At 51.1% G+C, this 19,298-nt stretch carries 20 protein-coding genes; 9 read left to right on the top strand and 11 right to left on the bottom strand.

What is annotated here, in order from left to right; translation table 11 throughout:
• Window positions 1–46 precede the first annotated feature (46 nt).
• The gene (locus H6F86_RS29005) at window positions 47–844 is read left to right on the top strand and encodes an ATP-binding cassette domain-containing protein (protein ID WP_190454205.1); all 798 of its coding nucleotides are present in this window, start codon (window positions 47–49) and stop codon (window positions 842–844) included.
• 180 nt (window positions 845–1,024) lie between these two features.
• On the opposite strand, the gene H6F86_RS29000 is transcribed toward H6F86_RS29005, so the two are convergent.
• Complete coding sequence (locus H6F86_RS29000) at window positions 1,025–1,363, bottom strand: P-II family nitrogen regulator (RefSeq protein ID WP_190454202.1); 339 nt, start codon at window positions 1,361–1,363, stop codon at window positions 1,025–1,027.
• A 181-nt stretch (window positions 1,364–1,544) separates the two neighbouring features.
• Entirely contained in the window at window positions 1,545–2,114 is a 570-nt protein-coding gene (locus H6F86_RS28995; protein WP_190454199.1) for a hypothetical protein, read from the bottom strand.
• Window positions 2,115–2,233: 119 nt separating this feature from the next.
• Between H6F86_RS28995 and queF the strand changes: the two genes are divergently transcribed.
• Window positions 2,234–2,671, top strand: coding sequence for a preQ(1) synthase (gene queF / locus H6F86_RS28990; RefSeq protein ID WP_199322352.1), 438 nt, complete (start codon window positions 2,234–2,236; stop codon window positions 2,669–2,671).
• 103 nt (window positions 2,672–2,774) lie between these two features.
• On the opposite strand, the gene H6F86_RS28985 is transcribed toward queF, so the two are convergent.
• From H6F86_RS28985 to H6F86_RS28970, 4 genes are all read right to left on the bottom strand, one after another.
• Window positions 2,775–4,286, bottom strand: coding sequence for a GTP-binding protein (locus H6F86_RS28985; protein ID WP_190454195.1), 1,512 nt, complete (start codon window positions 4,284–4,286; stop codon window positions 2,775–2,777).
• Window positions 4,287–4,381: 95 nt separating this feature from the next.
• On the bottom strand, window positions 4,382–5,038 hold the full coding sequence (locus tag H6F86_RS31805) for a DUF948 domain-containing protein (RefSeq protein ID WP_199305551.1): 657 nt from the start codon (window positions 5,036–5,038) through the stop codon (window positions 4,382–4,384).
• Window positions 5,039–5,046: 8 nt separating this feature from the next.
• Window positions 5,047–5,400 (bottom strand): YtxH domain-containing protein, encoded by a 354-nt coding sequence (locus H6F86_RS28975; protein ID WP_190454192.1) that lies wholly within the window; start codon window positions 5,398–5,400, stop codon window positions 5,047–5,049.
• Window positions 5,401–5,718: 318 nt separating this feature from the next.
• On the bottom strand, window positions 5,719–6,147 hold the full coding sequence (locus tag H6F86_RS28970) for a hypothetical protein (protein ID WP_206756121.1): 429 nt from the start codon (window positions 6,145–6,147) through the stop codon (window positions 5,719–5,721).
• Window positions 6,148–6,376: 229 nt separating this feature from the next.
• Between H6F86_RS28970 and H6F86_RS28965 the strand changes: the two genes are divergently transcribed.
• The gene (locus H6F86_RS28965; protein WP_190454185.1) at window positions 6,377–8,551 is read left to right on the top strand and encodes an S-layer homology domain-containing protein; all 2,175 of its coding nucleotides are present in this window, start codon (window positions 6,377–6,379) and stop codon (window positions 8,549–8,551) included.
• Between the two features lie 80 nt (window positions 8,552–8,631).
• Here the strand turns inward: H6F86_RS28965 and H6F86_RS28960 are convergent, their stop codons facing one another.
• Entirely contained in the window at window positions 8,632–9,840 is a 1,209-nt protein-coding gene (locus H6F86_RS28960; RefSeq protein WP_190454182.1) for a 4-hydroxy-3-methylbut-2-enyl diphosphate reductase, read from the bottom strand.
• A gap of 255 nt (window positions 9,841–10,095) precedes the next feature.
• Here H6F86_RS28960 and H6F86_RS28955 point away from each other — a divergent pair, with 255 nt between their 5' ends.
• Window positions 10,096–10,389 carry an RNA-binding protein gene (locus tag H6F86_RS28955; RefSeq protein WP_190454179.1) on the top strand — a complete coding sequence of 98 codons (294 nt, stop codon included), beginning with the start codon at window positions 10,096–10,098 and terminating at the stop codon, window positions 10,387–10,389.
• A gap of 152 nt (window positions 10,390–10,541) precedes the next feature.
• On the opposite strand, the gene H6F86_RS28950 is transcribed toward H6F86_RS28955, so the two are convergent.
• Complete coding sequence (locus tag H6F86_RS28950) at window positions 10,542–10,859, bottom strand: TIGR03792 family protein (protein WP_190454176.1); 318 nt, start codon at window positions 10,857–10,859, stop codon at window positions 10,542–10,544.
• Between the two features lie 427 nt (window positions 10,860–11,286).
• Here H6F86_RS28950 and H6F86_RS28945 point away from each other — a divergent pair, with 427 nt between their 5' ends.
• Together H6F86_RS28945 and H6F86_RS28940 are read left to right on the top strand one after the other, a co-directional pair.
• Window positions 11,287–11,616 carry a phasin family protein gene (locus H6F86_RS28945; protein ID WP_190454173.1) on the top strand — a complete coding sequence of 110 codons (330 nt, stop codon included), beginning with the start codon at window positions 11,287–11,289 and terminating at the stop codon, window positions 11,614–11,616.
• A 104-nt stretch (window positions 11,617–11,720) separates the two neighbouring features.
• Window positions 11,721–12,590 carry a lipid kinase gene (locus H6F86_RS28940; RefSeq protein ID WP_190454170.1) on the top strand — a complete coding sequence of 290 codons (870 nt, stop codon included), beginning with the start codon at window positions 11,721–11,723 and terminating at the stop codon, window positions 12,588–12,590.
• Between the two features lie 36 nt (window positions 12,591–12,626).
• Here the strand turns inward: H6F86_RS28940 and argC are convergent, their stop codons facing one another.
• Entirely contained in the window at window positions 12,627–13,688 is a 1,062-nt protein-coding gene (argC, locus tag H6F86_RS28935) for an N-acetyl-gamma-glutamyl-phosphate reductase (RefSeq protein ID WP_190454167.1), read from the bottom strand.
• Window positions 13,689–14,127: 439 nt separating this feature from the next.
• On the opposite strand from argC, the gene ribBA reads away from it, so the two are divergent.
• The 3 genes from ribBA to H6F86_RS28920 all read left to right on the top strand — a co-directional run bounded on the left by ribBA (window position 14,128) and on the right by H6F86_RS28920 (window position 16,478).
• Window positions 14,128–15,819 carry a bifunctional 3,4-dihydroxy-2-butanone-4-phosphate synthase/GTP cyclohydrolase II gene (gene ribBA, locus H6F86_RS28930; RefSeq protein WP_190454164.1) on the top strand — a complete coding sequence of 564 codons (1,692 nt, stop codon included), beginning with the start codon at window positions 14,128–14,130 and terminating at the stop codon, window positions 15,817–15,819.
• Between the two features lie 20 nt (window positions 15,820–15,839).
• Window positions 15,840–15,983 carry a nucleotidyltransferase domain-containing protein gene (locus tag H6F86_RS32605; protein ID WP_242033725.1) on the top strand — a complete coding sequence of 48 codons (144 nt, stop codon included), beginning with the start codon at window positions 15,840–15,842 and terminating at the stop codon, window positions 15,981–15,983.
• A 141-nt stretch (window positions 15,984–16,124) separates the two neighbouring features.
• Window positions 16,125–16,478: a DUF86 domain-containing protein gene (locus H6F86_RS28920; protein WP_190454160.1), complete on the top strand. Its 354-nt coding sequence runs from the start codon at window positions 16,125–16,127 to the stop codon at window positions 16,476–16,478.
• Between the two features lie 30 nt (window positions 16,479–16,508).
• Here H6F86_RS28920 and H6F86_RS28915 read toward each other — a convergent pair whose 3' ends face one another.
• On the bottom strand, window positions 16,509–18,278 hold the full coding sequence (locus H6F86_RS28915) for an alpha/beta hydrolase (protein ID WP_190454157.1): 1,770 nt from the start codon (window positions 18,276–18,278) through the stop codon (window positions 16,509–16,511).
• A gap of 243 nt (window positions 18,279–18,521) precedes the next feature.
• Window positions 18,522–19,115: a DUF4168 domain-containing protein gene (locus H6F86_RS28910; RefSeq protein WP_190454153.1), complete on the bottom strand. Its 594-nt coding sequence runs from the start codon at window positions 19,113–19,115 to the stop codon at window positions 18,522–18,524.
• Window positions 19,116–19,298: the final 183 nt, after the last annotated feature.

Here is a 19,298-nt window from a genome sequence, read left to right as displayed (position 1 = left end):
TCACGCTGACGATAAACTGGGCAAGAGCCTTCGAGAGCGGTAACTAATGCACACTGCCCGTACTAACCAGCTTGACGTGAAGCAGGTGAGCCTTGCGTCTGGAATTATTGCGTCTGCCAAACATCGACAGCGCTCCACAGTGTTTGCTGAGACTCATTATTTGCTGAAGGACATCTCGTTTGAAACAGTTCAGGGCGATCGCATTGCGATCGTTGGGGCTTCAGGCTCAGGCAAAACATCGTTGCTACGGTTGTTAAATCGATTGAGTGAGCCAACGAGTGGTGTGATTCTCTTCAACCAGAAGGCGCTGACTCAAATACCAACGCTGACCTTACGACAGCAGATTGTGCTGGTACTACAAGAATCAAAGCTCCTGGGTATGACGGTGCAGCAAGCCTTGGAATATCCGCTCGTGCTCCGTCAACTGCCGAAACAGGCGATTCGAGAGCGGGTGCAAAAATGGAGCGATCGCCTGCACATTCCCTCAGAGTGGCTGTCTCGTACAGAGCTACAGCTTTCGGTGGGTCAACGCCAGCTGGTGGCAATCACCCGTGCGCTGGTGACAGAACCTAGCGTGCTGCTGCTCGATGAACCTATGTCTGCGTTAGATGTTGGTCGGAGCGAGTTGCTTTTGAATGTACTCAGGGACACCACGCAAGTAAACGGCATGACGGTCTTGATGGTGAACCATCAACTGGAGCTGGCAGAGCAAGGTTGCAATCGTGTCCTTTACCTTGAGCAAGGGCGGTTGCTGCAAGACATTCCAGCTACGCAGATGGACTGGCAAGCTCTCAGGCAAGCTCTCGTGCAAGCAGAGGCACAGGAGGCAGAAGAGTGGAGTTGAGAGAACGCCTTGCAACTATTGAGAAACAGCAGTTATGGAGAAGCAGCCATATTAATAAGCTGCTTAAAGAAAGAGGCGCTCACTGCTAAGCAGGAGCGCCTCTTTCTAAAGCGAGTGGAGCCACTTAAAAGCAGACCCACATCGTCGATCGCCAAGCAGATGCAAGGCGTGACCGTTAAACTAAATCGCTTCTATATTCTTCTCTCCAGTGCGAATGCGGATGATTTGATCCACTGGAGTAATAAAGATTTTACCGTCACCAATTTCGCCAGTGCGGGCAGCAACAATGATCTTCTCTACCACCATATCGACTTGATCGTCTTCAACGACAATCTCAACCTTGAGCTTTTGCAAAAACTCAACAGTGTACTCAGAGCCTCGGTAACGTTCAGTTTGCCCTTTCTGCCGCCCAAAACCCCTGACTTCAGAAACGGTCATGCCGACGATGCCCGCATTGACTAGCGCAATTTTAACTTCATCAAGTTTAAATGGGCGAATAATCGCTTCAACTTTTTTCAACTCCCCAACTCCTTGTTTTTAGCTACTCGGTCTTCTCTAGCAAAACACTTTCTATCACCGTCAAAAGCGTGTGTTTTGTAAACTGAGATACAATTCCTGACCAGCACAAGCAAAGCTTGTTGGCAAGAGCGTGATCAATCAGCTCTTGCTATCTCAGCGCTCTGCCTTGTGCCGCTAACCGTTAGCGTGATGGCAGTAACGGACGCACAATTAGAAAGCCGGTGCCAAATGCTGTCACAACAATAAAGCAGATGACGATCGCCAGCCACCAACCACCCATTTTTTCGGCGTTTCGCTCTGTTTTAGACCCATGACGCGGTTTTGCTTCTTGTTCTGTAAACAGAGACTTAGGTGCCGCCGATCTGGGATCTATTTGATCGGACGCGATCGCATCGGTACCATGAGGCGGTGCAGCAGGCGGGTTTTGAAAGTGTAGTTCTAGCCCTTGCAGCGAAGACGGGGATGCCGGTAGCGTCGGCGTTGGCAGATGAGCATCTGCCACTTGGCGAAGCTGAAGTGCAGACTGCACAACCCGCTCGATCTCTAGACGCAACTGCTGATTTTGGTGCGTCAACTGCTGGTTTTGCTGGGTTAGCGACTCCATTTTTACCTGGGTCGCTTTCAGTTCGGTCGCAACTTCTCGATAGAGCGAAATGGGCACCGATGGTGAATGGGGATTGGCTGGAGTTTTTGGAGAACTAGCAGTTTGAGCCTTTCGCAGAGGCTGCTTGGCGTTTATTCTAGAGGTCATAGGTCTATGTCTGAACGCGAGAGTCGATAAGCTACGCTCACAATAGCCGCAATTAGGGTAATCGAAGCGGATTTTACCAAGAAATTCTCAAAAAGCTAGAAACATTTTTACGCACGACCATGAGCCACCCCGAAACACAACCGTTTTCTACTGCCGAATTGAATGTTCAGACCCAAGCCGACGAACCGAAGTACGGCGAACGTTTGATTACCGAAGGCAAGCTTATTACCTTTCCCAATCCCAGGATCGGGCGACGATATGATATCCATATCACGCTGCCAGAATTTACCTGCAAGTGCCCCTTTTCTGGCTATCCAGACTTTGCAACGATTTACCTCAGTTACGTGCCGAACCAGCGGGTTGTGGAACTGAAGGCAATCAAGCTCTACATCAATAGCTACCGCGATCGCTATATCTCTCACGAAGAATCGGTCAACCAAATTCTGGATGACTTCGTTGCCGCCTGCGATCCCCTAGAGGTCAAAATTAAAGGCGATTTCTTGCCACGTGGGAATGTGCATACGGTGATCGAGGTGGCGCACAAGAAAGAGGTGTAGATTCAGAATCTGGTCAACTTTTCCTGCTGAAAGTCCTGATGGGACGATTGCGATTACTGCTTATCACGTTGACTTGTGAAGCCCAACATAGAGCAGACAATAGCTACAGTTCCTTTGCCACAGGGTGTGGATTAGCTTTACGTCGATTCAAATCGAGTTTGGCACGGAGTTCGTCTTTGATGCGGTTGAGGATGGAGGTTTCGTCGAGGGAGGCAAGAATGCGGGTAACGACGGCTTTCGGTCCATCGTTTCCCCAGGAGGCACCGTTGGCGAGGTAGGCTTTAGTGACTTGCCCGATCGCATACGTTGAGACACCTGCAACGCCCGCCTGGGTAAGGGCGATCGACATATAAGCTCCGAGTGATACACCACCTGTTGCAGGTGCCGCTAAACCGAGCAGGCTTTTTAGGGAGCCGAGTCCCAGTGTTGCCAGCAGTTCACCGGCTGTTACACCACCCATTGCTAGGGCAATTTTTTGCAGCAGGCTGATGGCACCGTGTTGGGTCATGCTAATGCCATACAGCTTGGAGAGGGAAAGGATCATCGCGACATCGATCACGGCGCTGCTGAGGATGTCAACGACGGTAATGGGATTGAGGGCGATCGCCACTGATTTCGTAATCACACCATTCCAGATCACGCGATCGGCACTCTGATTACGGATGACCATTTTGCGATCGACCAGGCGCTCGTTCACATCGTCGGCAAACAGCATTGTGTTAAGGGCAACGAGTGCTTTGCCTTCGCGATAGAGAATTTCGAGGATTTTTAGCTTGAGTTCGTCGATTTGAGGTTCGCCTGTAGTGAGTTGTGCGGCGACGCGACCATCGGGACGACGAACAGCCTTTGCCTGTAGCGGCGATGCGGCTGCCATCACAATTTCATCGGGGGAGAGCAGTTCGCGCACGCGCTCGTCTCGAATTTTGTGGTAGATGGCAAGGCGATCGGCATCGGGATATTGGTCAATTTTGTTGAATACCAGGAGGATGGGCTTGCTGGCATCACGCAATTCCGACAATGCCTGGTATTCCACCTTCGTCATGTCGCCTGCAATCAGAAACAGGATCAAGTCTGCTTGCTTTGCAACCTGCCGCGCCAGGGCTTCTCGCGCTTCGCCATTGACTTCATCAATGCCGGGAGTGTCAATGAGTTCAATGTGAGAGTCACCAACGCTGGGTAGGGCAACGCGCAGAATGGGGCGGTTACTGCCAGCAATGGCTTCGCGCTTGATGTTCCAGCTTGCGGTTTGAGAGTCGCGGGTGACGCCATGAATGGGTCCCGTTTCAAAGACCCGATCGCCCAGTAAGGCATTCAGCAAGGATGATTTACCACGACCGACCATGCCAAAGACAGCAATATGAACGACCTGACGATCGAGCTTGTCTAGCAGCGATTCGAGTCCACCAATTTCTGGCTCTAGCCCACGCCGCTCTTGGGGGGTCAAGTCCAGATTCTCGACCAGATCGTGAAGTGCCTTTTGAGCTTGTTTATAGTTTAATTCTGCTTGAATGTCTTCAAAGCCCAGAATGGCTTCATCAAGCTCCTGACTAAATTGGCTGAAGCTTGACGGATGAGGGCTTTGAGGCGCGCCTAGCGCTGGAGCTGGCTCAGACATAGGTGACAACAAGCAGTTGAGTACGGCTGGTAGCGTGCTTCCATCCTAGCGACTTAGTGGAGGCTAGGAAAAAGGGTTTGCTTGATTTCTTGCTGCTATGGCTGGTCAGGAGGCAATTGGGTCTCAGGATGCTCGTCTGGATCTAAGCTCTGGTGTTCTGCCAGGGGGCGATCGAGTTGGTTGGGTGTGTTCCAAATAGCGGGTGGGTTGGGGTTGGACGATCGCGATCGCTCGACTCTTGTTAAGGGTTCTGCCCTCTTTTCACTCATGCGTCCGTCCGGTAAGGGTTGGCTGATTCGTTCGCTTTCTCGCAGAGCTGGGCTAAAGTCAGTTTCACTACGGGGGGATGGCAGTCGATCAACGGGACGACGAGATGTGGATGGTTTGGGCGATCGTGTAAACGTTCTCCAGGCAGCTTTAATGCCAACAACGACACTGCGGGTGCTGGACTGGATACGCTGTGTTTGTTGGCGCACGTCGCTTAAGCTCTGGTCTACTTGTTTTACTACCTGACCAGCACTCTGCACCCCTTCGCTGACATCCTCTGTCAGGTCGCTGATCTCTAAACCAGTGAGGCGAATTGCCTGTAGAGTGGGTGGAAATTCGCGTCGCAGGGTATCAAACAGCTTTTCGGCACTGCGGGAGGCACGTGCAAGCTCTCTCAGCGCTGGAATAGCTACTACAAGCACGATCGTCAGGCTGACCGTGACAAACAACAGAGACAGTACTAGCCAGAACAAGGGATCAGTCACAGGTTCGCCTAGCGCAAATTATCGTGAACAGGCGGTTCAATGTCAGGCGATCGCCTGAAGTCAACCGTCTCTAGCATCTGCTGCTCTTGCTGAGACGCTTCTAGCCCTGCGGCGATCGACTCTCGCAGCCGCACTAACGTACCATCCCAATTTCGGAGTGCTGATTCAGACAGGCGATCCGCTTGTAGCTGCACGCTGCTCGACAGATCTTCTGCCAGTTCGGGGAGGGCATCGGCTGATTTTTTCAAAAACTGACGAGTCTCACGCCCTGCACGAGGGGCTAATAAAATGCCCGTTAAGGTGCCGATCGCAGTCCCAACCAGCAATCCTCCTAAAAACGCGCCAGAGCGATTGTTTGACATCGTTTGCTTTTCCCCTTTCTTTATAATTTGCGACGATAGCCCATTGCTACTACTTGCTAAACCGCTCGTTTGGACAGTACGACTGTTAGCAACGTGTTTAGTCTACAGCCGCCGCTGACTGTAACGGTGAGCCATAAATAACCAACAGATTGATGACCAATAGGTTAAACAAACACAGTAGCAATGACACCAGCTTGGCTTGTCCCCTCTAATCTACCCCAACAATACCTCAATCATTTGTCGTCTGTGCATGAGGACTGTCAGCGGAGCGCTAGCAGACACTTGCCAAATGCTTGCCTCCTTACAACGCGCCACACTCTAAAGCGATCGACGTGCGGCTTGGCGGGTCGATCGTGAGCGTGGTGCGAGAAACATCAAGCGACGTTGCCACAGCGATTGTCCCAAGCTAAGTAGTGCCAGCGCTTTTTGGGCACGCTGCCACTGTGGTTCCAACCCCTGATAAGTTGCTCGCAACTGCTGGATACCACCATCTTTCCTGTAAATAGCGTCTGGGGCACGTTCAAGTACATGCTGCACCGATCGCTCAAACGCTAGAAGGGTGTCTGCTGCCCTTGCTAACCGCCGTTTAAAGTGCCACAGTTGCCATGCCACCAGCAGGCAGAGCAGCCCAAGCACAAGATTGCTGATAACGACGACTGCCCACATAACTGAACGTCCCTTTGGTGTGCGTTTTCCTTTGCAGCGCGTGACTCTCTGCTGGCACAGTTCGCCAAGCATAGTCAGCAAGGCGTCACCAAACGCTTTTTGCGAGTCCCCAGCTTGCTAAACAAAGGGACGATCGTCACGCTTAACCCTTTCGCTTATTGTAGGAGCGATCGCTGCTGATCAGCCCTCATCCTCTCAACTACCGCCCTGTACAAAGGAGGTTAAATATCAACGAATGCAACGCGGCATCGCCGAATCTTTAATTGAAGGCAATAATCGTTTGAGAAAGAGGCGAGAACAAGGAAACATTATGGTGCAAGCGACTCCATCGATCACACGGTTTGTCAACGCAACGACCGGCAATGACGGCAGCAATGGAACCCAAGCGGCTCCCTTTAAAACGATCACTCGTGCGCTTCAGGGCGCTCCAGCGGGTACGGCAATTCAACTTGCTGCAGGCACTTACAGCGCTGCTACTGGTGAGACCTTTCCCATCAAAGTTCCTGCTGGCGTAACGGTGGTGGGTAATGAAGCCAACAAGGGCAGCGGTATTTTGGTGTCTGGTAGTGGCATCTTTCCCAGCCCTACCTTTGCGAATCAGAATGTCACCTTTCAACTGGCAAACAATGCCCAACTAAAGGGCGTAACCGTCACTAATTCAGAGATTCGTGGGACAGGGGTATGGGTTGAGTCCAGCAATCCCACGATCGCCAACAATACCTTCACCAACTGCAAGCGAGAGGGCGTGTTTGCCACAGGCACCGCTAGCCCTCTCGTAATCGGCAACGTTGCGATCCAAAATGCTGCCAGCGGCTTTTCCATTACTCGCAACTCTAAAGGCGAGTGGCGGCAGAATGTGTGTCGTCAGACCGGGTTTGGGATTGCTGTTGGGGATAGTGCTGCGCCGCTGCTGGCAGAAAATCAGATCTCTGAGAACCGCGCCGGTATTGTGATCAACAAGCAATCAAAAGCTGTACTGCGTGGCAATGTGATCCAGAACAACACCGAAACTGGCTTGGTCGTAACAGAAACAGCCTTACCCGATTTGGGTAACAGTCAGGCTCCAGGCGGCAATATTTTTCGGCAAAATGGGCAGTTCGATATTCAAAACGGCACGAGACTGACGCTGATCTCGGTAGGCAATCAGATTGATCCGACTAAAGTGCAAGGGGCGATCGACCTTGTTGGCAACGAGATCCCTGCTCCTGCACCTACGCCTGCTCCTACGCCCGCGCCCACAGCTACGCCTGCGCCCACGTCTACCCCTGCGCCTACGCCTGCGCCCACGCCTGCGCCCACACAACCACCAACCACCCCAGCGGGCTTCACTGACACACGCGGGCATTGGGCAGAGAGCTTTATTCAAGGTTTGGTCAGCCGAGGCTTTATCAGTGGTTTTCCCGATGGCACCTTTAAGCCAGAGGCACCCATTACTCGCGCTCAGTATGCAGCAGTGCTAGCTAAAACCTTTGATTTGCCTGCCAAACAGCCTGCTAAGAGTTTTAGTGACGTACCGCAAAACTTTTGGGCAGCAGCAGTCATTGCCAAAGCGAATCAGATGGGCTTTATTGCCGGGTTTCCTGACAATACGTTTCGTCCTAATCAGAACTTGACGCGCGCGCAGTTGATTGTCTCCTTAATTGGTGGCGTTGGGCTGACAGGTGGCGTGTTGGATGTGTTAGGGGTCTACAGCGATCGTGCTCAGATCCCCAGCTACGCCACTGAAACGGTAGCAACCGCCACGCAGCGCCGCATTATTGTTAACCATCCCAACGTCCGTCAACTAGAACCCATGCGGGATAGTACCCGTGCGGAGGTCGTCGCGATTATTTACCAAACGCTTGTAGCGTTGAATCGCGTGCCGGCGATCGCCTCTCCGTTCATTGTTGTACCCGATGTAACGCCGTCTGTCTTTACGGATATTCAAGGACATTGGGCTGCTGCTTTCATCACCGGGCTGGCAAACCAAAACCTCATCAGCGGCTTTGAAGACGGTAGCTTTAAGCCGGATCTCACCATGAACCGGGCACAGTATGCCGCCATTATTGCCAAAGCCTTCAACCCACCGCCCAAGCGCCCTGCATCCAATTTTGCGGATCTTCCGGCTAACTTTTGGGCAAAGCCTGCGATCGACCAGGCATATCGAGGTGGCTTTATCTCTGGCTTTCCCGATGGGACATTTCAGCCGGGTCAAAATGTGCTGCGGCTTCAGGTTTGGCTCTCGCTAGTAAGCGGTTTGGGGTTGCCTGCTGGTGATCTCAGCCTACTAAATGCCTACGACGATCGTGCTACCGTGCCCCAAAATGCCCAAGTTCAAGTAGCAACTGCAACGAAGGCAAAAATCGTCGTGAATTTTCCTAACGTGCGGCAGTTGAATGCGACCCGCGAGGCAACACGCGCAGAGGTTGCCGCGATCGTCTACCAGGGACTGGTCCAGGCAGGGCGATCAACTGCGATCAATTCGCCGTACATCGTCTCGGTCTAGCGACAATCAGCCTAGACAAAGGCAATAACCGCAGAGACGCTGAAGACCTCAAAAAGCTGCGTCTCTGCGGTTTGCACTGTTTATGCCACGGTCGCTGCTGCCTTTAACTCAAAGATCTTCTCCAACACATCTGCCACGATTTTGTCTGGTGTTGATGCGCCAGAGGTGATCCCCACAACGATCGGACCTTCGGGCAGCCAGTTCTCAACTACCTCCAGGTCGCGATTCAGGGGTTTGTGCTCAATGCGGTTGCCACTACCAATGCGGCTAGCGCTATCAATGTGATAGGAGGGAATGCCGCGCTCGGTTGCAATTTCCTGGAGGTGCGTTGTGTTGGACGAGTTGTAGCCGCCAATAACCATCATCAAGTCCAGTTTTTCTTCAACAAGCTGAAACATGGCATCCTGACGTTCCTGGGTAGCATCGCAAATAGTATTGAAGCTCAGGAAGTGCTGGTTGAGCTGGTCAGGACCATACTTCCGCATCATGGTGCGCTCAAACAGTTTGCCCAGGCGTTCTGTTTCACCTTTAAGCATCGTTGTTTGGTTTGCGATCCCCACTCGTTCGAGGTCACGATCGGGGTCAAAACCAGCAGAGCAAGCGCGGCTGAATTTTGTCATGAACTCAGCGCGATCGCCACCATTGAGAATGTAGTCAGCAACATACTCGGCTTCTGCCATATTCAGCACGATCAGGTACTTGCCTGCAAACGAGCTAGTAGCAACAGTCTCTTCGTGGTTGTACTTGCCATGAATGATGGAGGTGTAGTCTACCTTCTTGTGCTTCTCGACTGTGTTCCAAACCTTCGAGACCCAGGGACAGGTGGTATCGACGATCGTGCAGCCTCGCTCATTCAAAAACTGCATCTCCTGCACGCTGGCTCCAAAAGCAGGCAAGATCACTACATCGCCGCGATCGACACCCGAAAAATCTTTTTCATTATCCTTAACATCAATAAAATTTACCTTCATATCCCGCAAGCGCTGATTCACTGAAGGATTGTGAATAATTTCATTCGTAATCCAGATCTGCTCAGTCGGAAAATGCTGCCGCGTTTCGTAAGCCATTGCGACTGCTCGCTCTACACCCCAGCAAAAGCCAAAAGCCTCTGCCAGTCGAATCGTGACATCACCCCGCTGAATGGTGAAATTATTGCTGCGAATTTGCTGCACCAAATCGCTTTGATATTCAGACTGCATCTGGTCTGACACATCAGCCTCGTGCCCAAACCCCTTCCGGTGATAATTGTCTGAACTGTTTAGCGATCGCTTAAAGGCTCTCGTATCCATACTTTTCCTCGGTTGCAACCACGCCCGGTGTTTGACTTCACCTCATCATAAGCGCTGGAGCCATCGTTAGAAAACTACCCTTGCAGTCTCCTCCAATTGGTTTGTAGACTTTTTGCCAGCTTTGTGCTGCTTCTTAAGAAAGATTCAGCTATAATATTTTTCAAAAGAATCCCAAGTTGGTTTGGTGAGTAGCCAAAGTTCTTTGGTCAACCGCTCCAGTTTGGGATGCCCCCTCAAATTTGGTTGGAGACAAGCGTGACTATTTACGTTGGAAACCTATCTTTTCAAGCGACCGAAGAAGACTTGCAGGAAGTCTTTGCAGAATATGGTGAAGTCGGTCGCATTAGCCTTCCTACTGATCGCGAGACAGGTAGAAAGCGAGGGTTTGCCTTTGTCGAAATGAAGGACGAAGCGAAGGAAGATCTAGCGATTTCTGAGCTAGATGGTGCTGAATGGCTGGGACGCGAACTTAAAGTGAACAAAGCCAAGCCGCGTGAAGGTGCCCGCCCTTCTGGTGGCGGTCGAAACTTCTCTAACAGCCCTAATTAATTAGCTGCAACTTACATTGGTGCAGCTAATTAGTCTAAGCCACGATTCCTTAAAGCGGTTGAACCTCTGAAGCGTGACGGATGGACGCTAGTCGTTATAGGCTGCGTCTATCCGACACGTGTTCAATTGAACGTCAGGCTACGACCGCCAAGCTACGATCGTGCCTGAGGAAATTTCCGCACTTGATATTCTCCTGCCTCAATAATTTTGTGAACGCCTTCACCTATTGCCTGCACGAACCGCTTTTCTGTTGCCTCTAGTTCCTGAGCGGGCACTGCTTTCCAGGCTTCGCGAGTTGCCCAACGACTAATGAGTACAACGATGTCTGCATGTATTGGGTCGATCCAGACCTCTTTGCTGAGGTGTCCCGGTTGCTGTGACAACTGTTTTGTCCAAATCTCGTTGTCTTTTTGAACAAATGCTTCGCGCAATGCTGGGTCAACCTGGATTTTTAACCACTCAATAACCATAAAAGCAATGTGTGATGATGGAGAAAACGTACTCTAGCGCTGCACGCTAACGAATGCAACTAGCAACCAGCGGCATCAATCACTGTTTTTTGTTTCGATTGGATGAATTAGGCACCAACTAATGCCCTCGCTAAGTACTTTGTAGCGAATGATTCGCTCAGAAATCAGCTGAGTGTAAATCTTTTTTACTGTAAGACTGCGCTGTTGTAGCGTTGAATGCGGTTAACCGCACCCTGAACAACACAGAGGTAACCGCAAATTTGACAGAATAAAGCTATACGTGAGGGACAATGCCTGGAAAGCAGGATGGCAGTGTACCGTGTAACATAGTCGCGCCTCTCTAACCCTCGCACTATGCGTTGGTGATCGGAGACAATCATCCCACTGCTCACAACGCTAACTTTCAACGTCATTATAGGAAAACCGCATGGATAACAATAATTGGCTCTCGCAACTGTTGATGCTGGGTGTTGGTACAACATCACTAGTTGCAGATAAGGTGAAAGAGGTGAGCGAACAGCTTGTGAAGGACGGCAAGCTGAACCCAGAGCAGGCGAAAGACGTTGTAGACGACCTTATGCAGACACTAAAGTCAGAGCAGGGTAACTTTGAAACAGTCGTTCAGCGGCAGATTCGTAACATTATGCAAGATGTGGGCGTGCCCCGGCAGTCAGAAGTGGATGAACTGCGTGGTCGCATCGATCGCTTAGAACGACAGCTTCGAGACTTGGAAAATAAGCTTTGGCGTAAGCCGTAGGGGTTAATTGTTGTTTCTGGGTTGCTAGAGAACGTTACTGTTACAGCATTTGTGCGTAAACTAACAGCCAGCACGTATCTATTCATCCTAAAAGCTCTTCTGCCATGAACCAACGAGCGTTGCTCCTAGTCAACCGTCATGCCCGTCGTGGACAGACAGATCTATCACGGGCGATCGAACGATTGCGCGAACTTGAATTTGAGCTAGTGGAAGTGCCCATTCAGTCGGCAGGGCAGATCTCAAAGGTGATTCGGCAGCATAAGGACGCAGTTGATCTAGTGATCATTGGTGGCGGAGATGGCACGCTAAATGCCGCGATCGACGGCTTAATTGATACCCAATTGCCCTTAGGAATTTTGCCACTGGGTACCGCCAACGACTTGGCTCGTACGCTCCATCTGCCAACGTCACTAGCCGAAGCCTGTGATGTAATTGCGAAAGGACAATTGGAACGGATTGACTTGGGTTGGGTCAACGGCAACCACTTCTTCAACGTGGCAAGCTTGGGCTTGGGTGTCAAGATTACGCAGCGGCTAAGTCGTGATATTAAGCGACGTTGGGGTGTGTTTGCCTATGCGATCGCAGCCATCCAGGTGTTGTTAAAGTCAGTTCCGTTTACTGCTGAAATTCGCGTGAATGGCGAGAGCTATCAAGTGAGAACTGTGCAAATTGCGATCGGCAATGGTCGTTATTATGGCGGCGGCATGACTGTAGCCAAAGATGCAGCAATTGATGATCAGCGCCTCGACCTCTACAGTTTAGAAATCCAGAAGTGGTGGCAAATGGTAGCGCTGTTGCCCAATATGCGATCAGGAACCCATAGCTCCTGGTCGTTTGTGCGATCGCTCTCAGGGCAAGAAATTGAGATCAAAACGCTGCGACAGCACTCCATCAACACAGATGGCGAGCTTACAACCACTACTCCGGCTCATTTTCGCGTCATTCCCAAAGCCATCTCAGTTCTGGTGCCCTGAGGGTGTAAGAACCCACTAGCTATTAGCTAGATTCGGTTAGGGATAGAAGGCAAGTTGCGGTAAGCCCAGGGTCTCATCCCAGCCCATCATGATGTTGACGCATTGGATTGCTTGCCCTGCTTGTCCTTTCATTAAGTTGTCGATCGCGGACATCACAATCACGCGATCGGTGCGGGGATCAACTTCTACCCCGATGTAGCAAAGGTTTGTGCCTGCTGCCCATTTGGTTTGAGGATAGGTGCCGCTGGGCAAGACTCTGACCCAGGGTGCATTACGGTAAAAGGCGTTGTAGATGGTCAAGAGATCCTCGCGTACCAGCCCAGGATCGCGTAGGGTGGCGTAAATGGTTGCCAAAATGCCGCGTACCATTGGCACCAGATGCGGCGTGAATTGAATCAGCACCTCATGTCCTGCCAGATCACTGCAAACTTGCTCGATTTCTGGCGTGTGGCGATGGCGACCCCCAACGTTATAGGCTGCAAAAGTATTGTCAGCCTCTGCCAGCAGCATCCCTACTTTTGCCTGTCTGCCACCACCAGACGTACCCGATTTTGCATCAATGATGGCAGTCTCAGGAATCACCAAACCTTGTTTTAGCAAGGGTGAAAGACCGAGCAAGCTGGCAGTGGGATAGCAACCAGGGCAACCAACTAGCTGTGCTTCTGCAATACGATCGCGATACAGTTCCGGCAAGCCATACACTGCTGTTTCCGCGATCGTCTGATCGGTTCGATCGCCGCCATACCAGCTTGTGTAAGTAGAAAGATCGGTAAAACGATAGTCTGCGGACAGATCTAGCACCTTACAGCCCTTTGCCAGTAGCGTGGGAGCCATCTTGTGCGCCAAGCCATTTGGCAACGACAGAAAGACCACCTCACAGCGATCGGCGATCTTCTCCAGATCAAGTGGCTCTACAACCTGCTGAACGCAATGTCCCAGGTGGGGATAAAGGTCTGAAAACGGCTTTCCCGCACTGCTTTCGCCACCAAGATAGGCAAGTTCTAGACGCGGATGATCCATTAAAAGGCGCACTAGCTGCACACCGCCATAACCCGACGCACCGACAATACCAACCGGAATGCGTCCTACATCACCCATGATGATTTACCTTCTTTGCGGATCAAAAGACTCAATGTTTGATGCATTGTAGTACCAGCGCACCCATTTTTGGGAAAATCGTTTGCCATCTACCAAGAATTGCTGACTTTGTGGAGGCGTTAGCGGTCAGTAGTCAGAGGGCAGTAGTCAGCGGTCAGCTTTTAGCTTTCTGCCAGCCTTTAGCCTTCTTTCCTCCTCTCTCTGCCTAGCGTTCAGAAGTCAGCAATGCATGATGTGCTTTGATGTCCAGGCTACAAGGAAGCCTGAAACAATAACGCTTTTCTCAACCACTGCTCGCTGATGGCTAATAGCTGACGGCTGATAGCTGATAGCTGTTAGCTGATTCCTTCAGTCAGTTATTCTAGCCTCATGCTGCCAGAGCAAAAAGACTACAATTTAAAGATAAGTTCGCTTCAAAAAACTTTACGGTACTCCTGCCTTGAACGTCTCTGCTGATTCTTCTCAACCCATTCCCTTTAAATTTGATGCCATTGAAACAGCGCTGGCAGACCTCAAATGTGGTCGGGCGATCGTCGTTGTCGATGACGAAAATCGCGAGAATGAGGGCGACCTCATCGGTGCTGCCCAATTTGCCACACCAGACATGATCAACTTCATGGCAGTGGAGGCGCGTGGGCTGATCTGTCTGGCAATGACGGGCGATCGACTCGACGAACTCGATTTGCCGCTGATGGTGACGAACAACACAGATAGCAACCAAACTGCCTTTACCGTCAGCATTGATGCGTCACCTAGTGCTGGCGTGACAACGGGTATCTCTGCCGAAGACCGTGCCCGTACGATTCAGATTGCTATCAATTCGGTAACGCGCCCTAGCGATCTCCGTCGCCCTGGTCATGTGTTTCCGTTGCGTGCTAGAGAAGGCGGCGTGCTCAAACGAGCCGGACATACCGAAGCTGCTGTTGATCTGTCGCGGTTAGCGGGACTGTATCCGGCTGGTGTCATTTGCGAAATTCAGAATTCTGATGGCTCCATGGCACGACTCCCCGAACTGATCGAGTATGCCAAACAACATCAGCTTAAAATCATCAGCATTGCCGATCTGATCAGCTATCGCCTGGAGCATGAACGGCTGATTCAACGGGAAGCGATCGCCGATTTGCCGACCGAATTTGGTCACTTTCAGATCTACGCCTACCGCCACACTCTGGACAACACCGAACACGTAGCGATCGTCAAAGGCAATCCAGCGACCTTTCATGATGCGGCTGTGATGGTGCGGATGCACTCTGAATGTTTGACCGGCGATGCGATCGGTTCCCTTCGGTGCGATTGTCGGATGCAGCTACAAGCCGCCCTGAAGATGATCGAGAATGCGGGACAGGGCGTAGTGGTTTACCTGCGGCAAGAAGGGCGAGGCATCGGGCTGGTAAACAAACTGAAGGCGTACTCACTGCAAGACATGGGCTTGGATACCGTCGAAGCGAACGAGCATTTGGGTTTTCCGGCTGACCTGCGAAACTATGGCATGGGTGCCCAAATTCTCAATGACCTGGGCATCCGTCAAATGCGGCTGATTACCAACAATCCCCGCAAAGTTGCTGGGCTGAAGGGCTACGAATTAGAGATTGTTGAACGGGTGCCGCTGTTGATTGAGGCTACCGCTTACAATTCCGATTACCTGGCAACGAAAGCCGAAAAGCTGGGTCATTTATTCTTACGGACGTATTTAGTGACGCTGGCAATTCGTTGGCAAGCAACCGCTGATACTGTGGCAGAGCGCTACGATCGCCTCCAAAAACTACGCTATCTTGCAAAAGCACACGATCTGCTGTTGCAAGAAGAGGTGCGACCCGTTGCCAAAGCGTTGTTTGGTGACTCTGCGCTGATTGTTCATCTCGGCTTTGACCAACCGCTTTTGGGAAACCCAGACTGGTATCATACGCCTGGACATCCCTACGTGCAAGCGATCGCCAATATTTTGGATAGCCTTGTCGCGTTGCCCAACCTGCAAACGCTTGAGTTTATTGTTTCTCCTGGCACTGATCCACTTACAGGCTTACAGGTGCAAATCGATCGTCAGGTTTTTCCCCTCCAGCAAAGGCCTTCGACGCTCAGCGAAACCTTACAAACCCAAACCATCTATAGCTTTACAACCGATATGGTTTGAAGAAAGAGTGGTATGGAAAGATGGTGATGAAACGGGATGAAGTGCTGTCTCTAGTGGCAGCTCACCAGGAAGAACTTAAGCAACTGGGCGTGAAGTCACTTGACCTCTTTGGCTCTGTTGCACGCGATGAAGCTCGTCCTGAAAGCGATGTGGATTCTTACTAGAGTTTGCGATCCATGCTGGCTTTTTTGATTTGTTTCAGGTGCAACATTACCTGGAAGCTATTTTGGGACGTGGCGTTGATTTAAGCACTCAAGCGGCGTTAAGGGAAGACTTACGTGGACCCATCTTAAGGGATCTAATCCATGTCTTCTAGAGATTGGCGATTGCGCCGTCAAGATATCTTGAAAGCCGTTGAAGGTATTCATCAGCGCACTGCAACCCTTACGCTAGAGGAATTTGAGTCAAATGACACGATCGTTAAAGCCGTTCTTTTTGATTTCATCGTGATTGGTGAGGCAAGCAGAAATATTCCGATGGCTATTCAGGCTCGCTACCCTCATAGCCCTTGGCGTTTGATGAACGATATGCGAAACATAGCCGCTCACGAATATTTTCGCGTCAATTTAACCCTCGCTTGGCGAACGATTCACAACAATCTGCCTCCGCTGATTGCCCCATTACAACAGCTCTTGGCAGCAGAGTTGGTCGAACCTTAGGCGATCGCAGCTCATTCTCGTCTCTCTTCCTTACGGTGCAGCAGTTGTAACGGGTTGCGTAGACCCAGCGGCGATTTGAGTAAGCTGATCAGCTGTTAAGGTGCGAAGGAGGGTTAAGGGCAACGGTGCTTCACTAATAGCATTGCTATAAGAAGGACTCAAATAACTGCGATAGGTTGGCTGCTTGGCAATGTATGTTTGGAAAAAAGCAACCGCCAGCGCATTAACATAACGACGACCGGTGGCAGGGCTAGGACCAATCACTTCTTGGGGTAGCGGCACCACATCTTTAGACGCAGTTGGGTCCAAGGTCGAAAAGTGCGTGCCACCTTCCATCAGCACCAAATAGCGATCGGTGGTTGTGAGCCAAGTAAATGGCTGGATTTGCTCTGGGACAGCCGGGGCGATCGTATCGGCATTGCCGGTCATCATCAGTGTTGGCACTTTGATCTGGCTGATGCTGGCTTGTCCTAACACAGCACTTGTGATGGGATTGATGGCAAACACTGCCTTAATGCGCCCATCCTGTAGTGTGGGTACTGGCTGCGCCAACGCACCAGCCCGACATTGCAATAGCAACGATAGGTTTAGCGTTTCTTCTAAATTCTGACAGCTTGCCTGTAGCTGCTGCGAGTTAATCGGTGCGCCTGCCAGCGCTAGCGCAGTATAACCCCCAAACGATTGCCCTAGCACTCCCACCTGTTGAAAATTGAGCCGCCCGCGTAGCTCTGGTGTTGCGTTAATTCGACTTTCGACCTGATTGAGTACAAAGGTAATATCCAGTGGTCGATTCACAAACTCGGCGGGTTCCGAAACTTCGCTAGCCGTACCAGTGACCAAAGCCTGAAGCCGTGCGGCGTTGCTCCCTGGATGCTCTGGCACCAGCACAGCAAAGCCATAGGATGCCAGGTGAATAGCTAAATAGGCAAAGGTGGTGCGATCGGAGCCAAGCCCATGCGAAATCACAACAACTGGGACGGATGACTGGGGTTGCGTTTGAGTCGGTAGATAGAGATCAACAGGAATCGATCGCCCGCTAACTACATCACTTGGAATCGCTTCTGGCAAAGCGGCTTGAGCCGAAGGTGCAACAGTACCCGTAAGGGTAGGATTTAGCACCGCACTACGGCTAGGGTCTACCAACGCGATCGTTTGTTTTTGCCAGGTGAATGATCCTCGTTGCCGCAGATCTGGAAATGGGATCGTAATGCCGTCTGTCGCTTGCTCTTGCTGTGCTGCTTGAGTCACCACCGTTGTAGCTCGCTGGGTTTGATCGATCAGTTGCCCTACGTCAGCAGCAATCTGCAAGCTCTGTGCTACATCAATCCGCAACGCACGAGTTGGGAACCGACGCAGAATATTGAGAAATGTCAACCCTTGTGGATCGGCTGCTGCTAGAATCAGCGCTGCCCGAATGGCTTTAAAGCCGGAATCTCGCGTTTCTGGCTGAATCACTTGCCCCAACCGTTTCAGCAGCACTTCGCCTTGAGGCGTGTAAAGAAACTGCGCGACAGTCACGAGATCAACATCTGCCCGTGCTACAAGCGCACTTTGAAGCTGTGCGAGCTGCTTTGCATCCCCATACTGCGCGTAAACAGCTAGGTCATCATCGATCGTACCGTCTTTGGCATAGGCTTCTAGGGAAGAAACCGGAATCGATCGCTCCAAAAGACCATAGGAGATATAAACTTTTTCGGCTGCCTGTGCAGGAGTAGGGCTGAGAACAAGCCAGCCAAGCAGATTTAGAAGCACCCCTGTCCAGAGTGGGGGACAAGATGGGGCTGTTTTAGTAACATTCATCCAGGAAGTTTATCCACAAAGAGCTGACGCGAAAGTGCGGAAAGCCGCATTGTTGACCTGTCTCTGATCGGGGAAAGGGGTTGGTAGATGAGAGCCTTAAGAGACACAGATGAAGTAGAGCCAGCTTTTTTATGTAGGGGCATGGGATTGCCATGCCCTAACGATATGTGAGGTTTGCAGGTGATCTAATTTTCTGAGCCTAAGCCTAATATTGGCTACCGACTTCGAGTACTGCGATCGCGGTTAGTTTTGGATCATTTTTCGCACTTCTTGCTTCAACTGTGGGTCTTTTTGCACAGCCGCAAAGATCTGGTTGAACCGCTCCATAGGTAGCCCTTGGGCTTGCACAACCTGATCCATCTTAGTCTGAGCATCTTTCTGAAGCTGGGTGAGTTGAGTTACTGCTTGCTTATAGCTTGCCTCTTCTTTAGAGGTGATTTGAGTCGCTGGTTTAGCATTGGGGTTTTGCTTCGACTGGTAGATTTCATTGAAACGGGTTTGAGAGAGCCCCTGCTTTTCTACAGCCTGCACCATTTGGCTTTCTGTGTCATTCACGATCGCCAACAATTGCTTGGTCGCACTGGCAAACTTTTTCAGCTCCTCTGGACTCACTTTTTCTTGAGCGGTGGCTGGCTTAGTGGGTGCAGGGGTTGCCGCTGGCGCAGTCTGAGTTGCAGGAGCAGGCTTTGCACCAGGGGCGGGCTGAGTTGCAGGAGCAGGCTGTGCTGCTGGGGCTGGCTTTACAGCAGGGGCGGGAGTATTCTGTGCTTGTGCTGGCAAGCTACTTACAGCTACCGCAACCAGAAGTGAACAACCTGCCAAAATATGTCTCATCATCGGTGAACTCCTGGAGTAAGTAACTGGGTTTTTGATTACCTGCTTCTTCAGCAGATTAATTCGCAATCAGATTAAACAGTGTTAGCTCTAGATTGGCGCGAATGCATAGCTTCAGTGTAATCACCCTCAAATTTTCTGCAACGCTGACAGGAATCATAGTCATCTTTATGTCGCATCACAAGC

It is taken from the genome of Phormidium sp. FACHB-592 (genome assembly GCF_014695795.1).
Classification (GTDB): domain Bacteria; phylum Cyanobacteriota; class Cyanobacteriia; order Leptolyngbyales; family Leptolyngbyaceae; genus Stenomitos.
The sequence above is the reverse complement of the archived record's forward strand: the minus strand, read 5'-3'. Positions and strand labels throughout refer to the sequence as shown.

Bases quoted from the DNA above. Each gene is read 5' to 3' on its own strand.
- H6F86_RS29005 (WP_190454205.1), top strand. From the start codon at position 47: ATGCACACTGCCCGTACTAACCAGCTTGACGTGAAGCAGGTGAGCCTT.
- H6F86_RS28995 (WP_190454199.1), bottom strand. From the start codon at position 2,114: ATGACCTCTAGAATAAACGCCAAGCAGCCTCTGCGAAAGGCTCAAACT.
- queF (WP_199322352.1), top strand. From the start codon at position 2,234: ATGAGCCACCCCGAAACACAACCGTTTTCTACTGCCGAATTGAATGTT.
- H6F86_RS28985 (WP_190454195.1), bottom strand. From the start codon at position 4,286: ATGTCTGAGCCAGCTCCAGCGCTAGGCGCGCCTCAAAGCCCTCATCCG.
- H6F86_RS28975 (WP_190454192.1), bottom strand. From the start codon at position 5,400: ATGTCAAACAATCGCTCTGGCGCGTTTTTAGGAGGATTGCTGGTTGGG.
- H6F86_RS28965 (WP_190454185.1), top strand. From the start codon at position 6,377: ATGGTGCAAGCGACTCCATCGATCACACGGTTTGTCAACGCAACGACC.
- H6F86_RS28960 (WP_190454182.1), bottom strand. From the start codon at position 9,840: ATGGATACGAGAGCCTTTAAGCGATCGCTAAACAGTTCAGACAATTAT.
- H6F86_RS28950 (WP_190454176.1), bottom strand. From the start codon at position 10,859: ATGGTTATTGAGTGGTTAAAAATCCAGGTTGACCCAGCATTGCGCGAA.
- H6F86_RS28945 (WP_190454173.1), top strand. From the start codon at position 11,287: ATGGATAACAATAATTGGCTCTCGCAACTGTTGATGCTGGGTGTTGGT.
- H6F86_RS28940 (WP_190454170.1), top strand. From the start codon at position 11,721: ATGAACCAACGAGCGTTGCTCCTAGTCAACCGTCATGCCCGTCGTGGA.
- argC (WP_190454167.1), bottom strand. From the start codon at position 13,688: ATGGGTGATGTAGGACGCATTCCGGTTGGTATTGTCGGTGCGTCGGGT.
- H6F86_RS32605 (WP_242033725.1), top strand. From the start codon at position 15,840: ATGGTGATGAAACGGGATGAAGTGCTGTCTCTAGTGGCAGCTCACCAG.
- H6F86_RS28920 (WP_190454160.1), top strand. From the start codon at position 16,125: ATGTCTTCTAGAGATTGGCGATTGCGCCGTCAAGATATCTTGAAAGCC.
- H6F86_RS28915 (WP_190454157.1), bottom strand. From the start codon at position 18,278: ATGAATGTTACTAAAACAGCCCCATCTTGTCCCCCACTCTGGACAGGG.
- H6F86_RS28910 (WP_190454153.1), bottom strand. From the start codon at position 19,115: ATGATGAGACATATTTTGGCAGGTTGTTCACTTCTGGTTGCGGTAGCT.